This window comes from Roseisolibacter sp. H3M3-2, assembly GCF_029211165.1.
GTDB lineage: Bacteria > Gemmatimonadota > Gemmatimonadetes > Gemmatimonadales > Gemmatimonadaceae > Roseisolibacter.
This window is the reverse complement of the sequence record NZ_JARGEK010000214.1, coordinates 1-8,219: the sequence shown is the minus strand read 5'-3', so window position 1 is coordinate 8,219 and position 8,219 is coordinate 1. Positions and strand designations below refer to the sequence as shown.

At 74.1% G+C, this 8,219-nt stretch carries 8 protein-coding genes; 7 read left to right on the top strand and 1 reads right to left on the bottom strand.

The genetic code is table 11. The annotated features are described in order from the left end of the window. From PYV61_RS16375 to ptsP, 3 genes are all read left to right on the top strand, one after another. A partial coding sequence (locus PYV61_RS16375) for a PTS system mannose/fructose/sorbose family transporter subunit IID (protein WP_275833522.1) occupies nucleotides 1–805 on the top strand: 805 nt, incomplete at its 5' end. After that, a complete protein-coding gene (locus PYV61_RS16370; RefSeq protein ID WP_275833520.1) occupies nucleotides 802–1,071 on the top strand; it encodes an HPr family phosphocarrier protein in 270 nt (89 codons plus the stop codon). The genes PYV61_RS16375 and PYV61_RS16370, both read left to right, overlap by 4 nt. Beyond that, nucleotides 1,071–2,810: a phosphoenolpyruvate--protein phosphotransferase gene (ptsP, locus tag PYV61_RS16365; RefSeq protein WP_275833518.1), complete on the top strand. Its 1,740-nt coding sequence runs from the start codon at nucleotides 1,071–1,073 to the stop codon at nucleotides 2,808–2,810. Before PYV61_RS16370 ends, ptsP begins: the two co-directional genes overlap by 1 nt. Before the next feature lie 3 nt (nucleotides 2,811–2,813). Here ptsP and PYV61_RS16360 read toward each other — a convergent pair whose 3' ends face one another. After that, nucleotides 2,814–3,614: a carboxypeptidase regulatory-like domain-containing protein gene (locus PYV61_RS16360; RefSeq protein WP_275833516.1), complete on the bottom strand. Its 801-nt coding sequence runs from the start codon at nucleotides 3,612–3,614 to the stop codon at nucleotides 2,814–2,816. 102 nt (nucleotides 3,615–3,716) lie between these two features. On the opposite strand from PYV61_RS16360, the gene PYV61_RS16355 reads away from it, so the two are divergent. From PYV61_RS16355 to PYV61_RS16340, 4 genes are all read left to right on the top strand, one after another. Next, on the top strand, nucleotides 3,717–4,730 hold the full coding sequence (locus PYV61_RS16355) for a metalloregulator ArsR/SmtB family transcription factor (protein ID WP_275833514.1): 1,014 nt from the start codon (nucleotides 3,717–3,719) through the stop codon (nucleotides 4,728–4,730). A gap of 16 nt (nucleotides 4,731–4,746) precedes the next feature. Next, nucleotides 4,747–6,228, top strand: coding sequence for an adenosylhomocysteinase (gene ahcY, locus PYV61_RS16350; RefSeq protein WP_275833512.1), 1,482 nt, complete (start codon nucleotides 4,747–4,749; stop codon nucleotides 6,226–6,228). A gap of 46 nt (nucleotides 6,229–6,274) precedes the next feature. Further along, nucleotides 6,275–7,480: a methionine adenosyltransferase gene (metK, locus tag PYV61_RS16345; protein ID WP_275833510.1), complete on the top strand. Its 1,206-nt coding sequence runs from the start codon at nucleotides 6,275–6,277 to the stop codon at nucleotides 7,478–7,480. Between the two features lie 133 nt (nucleotides 7,481–7,613). Next, a complete protein-coding gene (locus PYV61_RS16340; RefSeq protein ID WP_275833508.1) occupies nucleotides 7,614–8,132 on the top strand; it encodes a bifunctional nuclease family protein in 519 nt (172 codons plus the stop codon). The last annotated feature ends 87 nt before the right edge of the window (nucleotides 8,133–8,219 follow it).

The window sequence follows — 8,219 nt, the reverse complement described above, 5'->3', positions numbered from 1 at the left end:
GCGATGCGCCCCGCCGTCGGCCGCGCCCGCCGGCGGCGCCGCGCCCGCCCCGCCGCGCCCGCCCCTGCCGCTCGGGACCCGGGCGTCTATCTTCCTGCGGCTCCTCGCCATCCAGGCCTCGTGGAACTACGAGATCCTGCTCGGCACGGGGATCGGCTTCTGCACCGAGCCGGCGCTCCGCCTGCTGCCGGGGGGGAAGGGCGGGCCCGCGTACCGCGCCGCGTTGGCGCGCCACAGCCAGTACTTCAACGCCCACCCCTACCTGGCCGCCGTCGCGGTCGGCGCGCTGATCCGCGCGGAGCTCGACGGCGAGAACCCGCAGCGCATCGAGCGGTTCCGCACCGCGCTCTGCGGCCCGCTGGGCAGCGTCGGCGACCGGCTGGTGTGGGCCGCGTGGCTCCCCTTCTGCTCGGTGCTCGCGCTGCTCGCGTTCGGGCTCGGGGCGAGCCCGGGGTGGGTCGTGGCGGGGTTCCTCGCGCTGTACAACGCCGGCCACCTCGCGCTGCGCGCCTGGGCCCTCCGGGTCGGGCTCGCGCGCGGCATGCAGGTGGCGGGCGCGATGGGCGGGCCGGTGCTGCGCTTCGGCCCGCAGTGGCTGGGGCAGGCGGCGGCGTTCGTCGGCGGCGCGGCGCTGCCGCTGGCGCTCATGCGCGCCCTCGGGGCGGGGCGCGTGTTCCTCGGGGCCGTGCTCGCGACGGTGGTCGTCGGGGCGGTCCTGCTCGCGCGGCTCCACGGCCGCGTCGAGGGGTGGCGCGTCGCGATCGGCGTCCTGGCGGCCTTCGTCCTCTACTCGCTCCTCCGATGACCGTCGAACGCTCCGTCACGATCCTCAACAAGAACGGGCTGCACGCGCGCCCGGCGGCGGAGATCGTCAAGGCCGCGGCCCGGTTCAAGAGCGACATCACCATCACGCGCGACGACATCGAGGTGAACGGGAAGAGCATCATGGGCGTGATGATGCTGGCCGCCGAGTGCGGGTCGACGATCGTGCTGCGGGCGACCGGCGCCGACGCCGCCGACGCGCTGGCGGCGATCGAGGCGCTCGTCCTCGGCAAGTTCGGGGAGAGTTAGTGGGCCTCCGCCTCGCCGGCATCCCGGCCTCCCCCGGCATCGTCGAGGGCCCCGTCCACCTCCTGCGCTGGGAGGTGCCCGAGGTCCCGCACCGCATCGTCGGCGACGACCAGGTCGAGAAGGAGCTCGCGCGCCTGCACGCGGCGTTCGAGCGCGCCCGCGACCGCCTGCAGCTCATCCGCGCCCGCGCCGAGCGCCAGGCCGGGCCCGAGGAGGCGGCGATCTTCGACGTCCAGATCTCGATCCTCCAGGACGTCTCGCTGGTCGAGCACGTGGACGCCCTCGTGCGGCAGAACCTCGGGGCCGAGAAGGCGTTCGACCTCGCCATGCTGGAGTGGCGCACGCAGTTCGCGCGGCACCCGCACGCCATGCTGCGCGAGCGCGTCGGCGACCTGGTGGACGTGCACATCCGCGTCCTGTCGATCCTGCTCGGCCTCGGCGACCACGACCCGATCGACGTCCCCAAGGGCGCGGGCGCGATCCTGGTCACGCACGACCTCACGCCGTCGCTCACGGTGCAGCTCGACCGCGAGGCGATCGCCGCCATCGCGACCGACGCCGGCACGACCACGTCGCACATCGCCATCCTCGCGCGGTCGCTGGGGCTGCCGGCGGTGGTGGGGCTGCGCGACGCGGCGTCGCAGCTGCGCGGCGGGGAGCGCGCGGTGCTCGACGGCGGGGCGGGGACGCTCACCGTCGCGCCGAACGAGCGCGAGGTCGCCGAGTTCCGCACGCGCGCGCGCCTCGAGGAGCAGGAGCTGGCCGAGCTGCGGCAGCTGGCCGAGCTGGAGGCGGTGACGCTCGACGGCGTGCGGATGGTGCTGCGCGCCAACGTCGACCTGCCGGAGGAGGCGGAGCTGGCGGCCACCAGCGGCGCCGAGGGGGTCGGGCTGATGCGCACCGAGTTCCTGGTCGTCGGCCGCGCGACCATGCCCGACGAGGAGGAGCAGTACCGTGCTTACGCCCGCGTGGTCGAGGCGTTCGGCGGGCGGCCGGTCGTGATCCGCACCTACGACGTCGGCGGCGACAAGCTCCCGGTGGGCGGCTTCCCGGCGGAGCCCAACCCGTTCCTCGGGTGGCGCGCGATCCGCATGTGCCTCGACCAGCCGGAGCTGTTCCGCGCGCAGCTGCGCGCGCTGCTGCGCGCGGCGCTGCACGGCGACGTGCGCGTCATGCTCCCGCTCATCGTGTCGCTCGACGAGGTGCGGGAGGCGCGCGCGCTGCTCGCGCAGGCGGCCGACGAGCTGCGCGCGCGCGGCGTGCCGTTCCGCGAGGCGCTGCCGCTCGGCATGATGGTCGAGACGCCCGCCGCCGCGCTGGCCGCCGACACGTTCCGCGGCGCGGTCGACTTCTTCAGCATCGGCACCAACGACCTGGTGCAGTACACGCTGGCCGTCGACCGCGGCAACGTGCAGCTCGCGCCGCGCTTCACGCCGCTGCACCCCGCGGTGCTGCGCCTGATCGCGCACGTCGTGCGGACCGCCGAGGAGCAGGGGATCGACGTCGCGGTCTGCGGGGAGATGGCCTCGCAGCCGGTGATGGCGTTCGCGCTGCTCGGCCTCGGGCTGCGGCAGCTGAGCGTCGGCCCGCGCAGCGTGCTGGCCGTCAAGCGCATCGTGCGCGGCATCCGCGCGACCGACGCCGAGCGCGCGGCGCGGGCGGCGCTCGCCGCGTCCACCGCGGGCGAGGCCGAGACGATCCTCAACCGCGGGCTGGACGCGGCGCTCGGGCGGAGCTGACGGTCAGCGCCCGCGGCGCGACCAGAACAGGACCGTGCCGCACGCCGCCCCCGTCCCGACGTACTGCGTCGGGGTGCGGGCGGAGCCGCGGTAGATCTCGACCCCCTCGAGGTCCACGGGGCGGAACTGGTCGATGTCGGGCGGCGGGTCGTCGTTGCGCGCCGAGGGCACGAACATCTGCACGCCGTCGACGTAGACCTGGTAGAAGCAGTTCGGGTTCTTCGCCTGGAACGTCATCCCGCCGCGCCGCGAGCCGAGCGCCATGTACGAGCGCCCGCCCGCCTGGTAGCGGATCAACGAGGTGCCCGGCACGCGGCGCAGCAGCGTGCTCATGACCGTGTTCTCGCTGCGCGCCAGCAGCGTGTCGTCGAGGAACGTCCCGCCGTGCGCGGCCGCGCGCTCGCGCTCGTGCCGGCGCGTCAGGATGACCGCGGGGCGGGCCGCCGAGTCGCGCACGTTCACGGGGGTCAGCGACTGCACGCGCGCCGAGAGCCGCACGACCAGCGACACCGTCTCGGCGGCCCCCTCGATCGCCACGCGGCGCGTTGCGGGCTCGAAGCCCAGGCGGCGGACCTGCAGCTCGAGCTCCCCGACCGGGAGGCGGTCGAAGACGAAGGCGCCCGCCGAGTCGGCGCGCGCCGTCCGCCCGAGCGCGGGGATCGCCACCTCGGCGTCGGGGACGGGGCGGCCGCCCGCGGAGTCGCCGGCGAGGACGCGGCCGCGGAGCACGGCCTGCTGGGCCCGGGCCGCGCCGGGAAGGAGGACGAGGAGGGCGCACACGGCGCCGAACGGGGCGGTTCGCATCACCCACGGAGGTAGCGCGCGGACGCGGACCCGGCCAGGGGCGCCGGCACCGGCCGCTTGACGGGCCGCTGCCCACGGCCTTTCTTTCATCCGCTTATCCGGATGAACGGTTTTCTCTCCCCCGTGCAGGTCCTCGACGCCCTCGCCGCCCTCGCCGACCCCATCCGGGGTCGCATCGTCCTCGCCCTCGAGCGCCACGAGCTGGCGGTCGGGGAGCTGGCGGCCGCGTTGCAGCTCCCGCAGTCGACGGTGAGCCGGCACCTGAAGACGCTGGTCGACGCCGGCTGGGTGGACGCCCGCGCCGAGGGGGCGAGCCGCCGCTACCGCCTGCTGACGGGGGCGCGGACCAGCCCGACCGGGCGGCTGTGGGGCGCGGTGCGCGAGGGGATGGCGTCGCTCCCCGGGGCCACGCACGACGCCGAGCGGCTGCGGGCGGTGCTCGCCGAGCGGCGCTCCGCGAGCCGCAACTTCTTCTCGACCTCCGCCGAGGCGTGGGACCGGCTGCGCGTCGAGCTGTTCGGGGCGCGGGCCGACGTGCTCGGGCTGCTGGCGCTGCTCGACGACGCGCTGGTGGTCGGGGACCTGGGCTGCGGCACCGGCGCGGCCGCCGAGGCGCTGGCCCCGTTCGTCCACCGCGTGATCGCCGTGGACCGCTCGCAGGAGATGCTGGCGCTGGCCCGGCTCCGGCTCGACGGCCGCGCGAACGTCGAGCTGCGCGAGGGCGACCTCGAGGCGCTCCCGCTCGAGGACGGGGAGCTCGACGCGGCGCTCGTCGCGCTGGTGCTGCACCACCTCGCCGACCCGGCCGCCGTGCTGGCGGAGGCGGCGCGCGTGCTGCGCCCGGGGGGGCGGCTGCTGGTCGTCGACATGCTCCCGCACGACCGCGAGGTGTACCGCCTGGAGATGGGGCACGCCTGGCTGGGCTTCGACCGCGAGACGCTGGAGCGCTGGGTGTGCGCGGCCGGCTTCGAGCGGCTGCGCTTCGTCCCCGTCCCGCCCGACCCGGCCGGGAAGGGGCCCCCGCTGTTCGCCGCCAGCGCGCGTCGCGCCGTGGCGGCCGCCGCACCGACCGTCCTTCCGACCGCCGCTCCCGCCGTCGCGGGCGCGAGCCACTGACCCGCTAGAGGAATCCATGAGCACCCTGCTCGAGCCCACCGCGGCCGCCGCCGGCGCCGACCGTCCCCCGTTCAAGGTCGCCGACCTCTCGCTCGCCGAGTGGGGGCGCAACGAGATTCGCCTCGCCGAGTTCGAGATGCCGGGGCTGATGGCGCTGCGCGCGCGCTACGGCGCGCAGCAGCCGCTGAAGGGCGCCAAGATCATGGGCTCGCTGCACATGACCGTGCAGACGGCGGTGCTCATCGAGACGCTGGTGGCGCTCGGCGCCGACGTGCGCTGGGTGAGCTGCAACATCTTCTCCACGCAGGACCACGCCGCCGCCGCGGTGGCCGTGGGCCCGCAGGGGACCGTGGACCGGCCGCAGGGCACGCCGGTGTTCGCGTGGAAGGGGGAGACGCTCGAGGAGTACTGGTGGTGCACGGAGCAGGCGCTCGTGTGGCCGGACGGCAGCGGCCCGAACCTGATCCTCGACGACGGCGGCGACGCCACGCTGCTCGTGCACAAGGGCGCCGAGTACGAGGCGGCCGGCGCGATCCCGGCGTTCGACGCCGACAACGAGCCCGAGGAGTGGGGCGTCATCCTCGACCTGCTGCGCGCCGAGGCGGCGAAGAACCCGGGCCGCTGGACCCGGGTCCTGGCGGACATCCGCGGCGTGTCGGAGGAGACGACGACCGGCGTGCACCGGCTGTACGAGATGCAGAAGGCCGGCACGCTCGCGTTCCCGGCGATCAACGTCAACGACTCGGTCACCAAGTCGAAGTTCGACAACCTGTACGGCTGCCGCCACTCGATCGTGGACGGGCTGAACCGCGCGACGGACGTGATGCTCGCCGGGAAGGTCGCGGTGGTGTTCGGCTACGGCGACGTGGGCAAGGGGTGCGCGCACGCGCTCCGCGGCCAGGGCGCGCGCGTGGTCGTCGTCGAGATCGACCCGATCTGCGCGCTGCAGGCGGCGATGGAGGGGTACCAGGTCGCGCGCCTCGAGGACGTGATCGAGACCGCCGACATCTTCATCACGGCCACCGGCAACAAGAACATCATCACGGTCGAGCACATGGGCCGGATGAAGGACAAGGCGATCATCGGCAACATCGGCCACTTCGACAACGAGATCGACATGGCCGGCCTCAAGAAGGTCGAGGGGCTGCGCCGGATCACGATCAAGCCGCAGTACGACGAGTTCGTGCTCCCGAACGGCCGCTCGGTGCTGATCCTCGCCGAGGGGCGCCTGCTCAACCTCGGCTGCGCCACGGGCCACCCGAGCTTCGTGATGTCGGCCAGCTTCACCAACCAGGTGCTGGCGCAGCTCGAGCTGCACCTCCACGCCGACAAGTACGAGAAGAAGGTGTACACGCTGCCGAAGAAGCTCGACGAGGAGGTCGCGCGCCTGCACCTCGAGAAGCTCGGCGTGCGCCTGACCGAGCTGACGCCCGACCAGGCCGCGTACATCGGCGTCCCGGTCGAGGGGCCCTACAAGCCCGAGCACTACCGCTACTGAGCCGCGCGCGCCGCGCCCCCTCTCCCCACCGCCTCCCACACCACCCGTGAGCACGCGCCTCTTCACCTCGGAGTCCGTCACCGAGGGCCACCCGGACAAGATCGCCGACCAGATCTCCGACGCCGTCCTCGACGCCATCATCGGCCAGGAGCCGACGGCGCGCGTCGCGTGCGAGACGCTGGTCACCACCGGCGTGGCCGTCATCTCGGGCGAGATCACGACGAACGTCTGGGTCGACCTCCAGGAGCTCGTGCGCCGCACGATCCGGGACATCGGCTACAACGACGCGACGTACGGCTTCGACAGCCACACGTGCGCCGTGATCAACATGATCGGCAAGCAGAGCCTCGACATCGCGCAGGGCGTCGACACGGGCGGCGCCGGCGACCAGGGGATGATGTTCGGCTACGCGACCGACGAGACCGAGGAGCTGATGCCGCTCCCGATCCTGCTGTCGCACCGCCTGACGCACCGCCTGGCCGAGCTGCGCAAGGACGGCACGCTCCCCTGGCTGCGCCCCGACGGCAAGGCGCAGGTGAGCGTCCGCTACGAGGACGACCGCCCGGTGGCCGTGGAGACGGTCGTCGTGTCGACGCAGCACTCGGACAGCATCTCGACCGAGGAGTTGCGGGCGGCGATCGTCAAGCACGTGATCGAGCCCGTGGTGCCGGCGGCGCTGCGCAGCCCCGACATCAAGTACCACATCAACCCGACCGGCCGCTTCGTCGTCGGCGGCCCGATGGGCGACGCCGGGCTCACCGGGCGCAAGATCATCGTCGACACCTACGGCGGGATGGGGCGCCACGGCGGCGGCGCGTTCTCCGGGAAGGACCCGTCGAAGGTCGACCGCAGCGCGGCGTACGCGGCGCGCTGGGTCGCCAAGAACGTCGTCGCCGCCGGCCTGGCGAAGCGCTGCGAGGTGCAGCTGGCGTACGCGATCGGCGTCGCCGAGCCGGTGTCGATCATGGTCGACACGTTCGGCACGGGGCGCCTCCCCGACGCGGCGATCGAGCAGGGGGTGAAGGACGTGTTCCGCCTCACGCCCGGCGACATCATCTCGGCGCTGTCGCTGCGCACGCCGATCTTCGGCGAGACGGCGAAGTACGGCCACTTCGGCCGCGCGCCGGGGCGGGTGACGGTGGCGGGGAAGGCGTACGACACCTTCACCTGGGAGCGCACCGACAAGGCGGACGCGCTGCGCGAGGCCGCCGAGAAGGCGGCGGGCGTCGGCGCGATGGCCGGCGCCGCCTGACCGACTGGCACTCCCGCGAGCCCCGCGGGTACGTTCCAGAGGCGCCCGGGTCCCAGCACGACGGGAACCGGGCGCCGCCCGCGTCACGCCCCCCGCATCCCGCCCCGGAGCCGCCCCGATGGTCGAAGTGGTCGTGTCCCGACTCGGCCTGGACAGCACGACGCACACCTACGTCGTGATCCTGCAGGAGAAGGGGGGCGCGCGCCTGCTCCCGATCTGGATCGGGCAGCCGGAGGCGGAGTCGATCGTCATGCAGATGAACAACGCCAAGCGCGAGCGGCCGTTCACGCACGACCTCTGCAAGTCGCTCATCCTCGGCCTCGGCGGCACCCTGCGCCGCGTGCAGATCACGAAGGTGCAGCAGCGCACGTACTTCGCCGAGCTGCACCTGGCCGGGCCGCACGGCGCCGTGCAGATCGACGCCCGCCCGTCGGACTCGATCGCGATCGCGCTGCGCCTGCACGCGCCGATCTTCGTGCAGGAGTCGCTGCTCGGCACGATGGAGGTCGACGACGACGAGACGCCGGGGAGCTACGCCACGCCCCCCGCCACGCCGCCGTCGGCGACGCCCAACGAGGAGCTGAACGCCGAGCAGCTGAAGGCGTACCTCGAGAACCTCCGCCCCGAGGACTTCGGGCGGTTCAACCTCTGAGGGCCGCCGCCCTGCGCGCGCGCGGGCTGGGGGCGCTCGCCGCCCTCCCGCTCGCGGCGCGGCCGGTCCGCGCGCAGCCGCCGGCCG

Coding starts and splice junctions, on each gene's coding strand:
- PYV61_RS16370 (WP_275833520.1), top strand. CDS start 802: ATGACCGTCGAACGCTCCGTCACGATCCTCAACAAGAACGGGCTGCAC.
- PYV61_RS16360 (WP_275833516.1), bottom strand. CDS start 3,614: ATGCGAACCGCCCCGTTCGGCGCCGTGTGCGCCCTCCTCGTCCTCCTT.
- PYV61_RS16355 (WP_275833514.1), top strand. CDS start 3,717: ATGAACGGTTTTCTCTCCCCCGTGCAGGTCCTCGACGCCCTCGCCGCC.
- ahcY (WP_275833512.1), top strand. CDS start 4,747: ATGAGCACCCTGCTCGAGCCCACCGCGGCCGCCGCCGGCGCCGACCGT.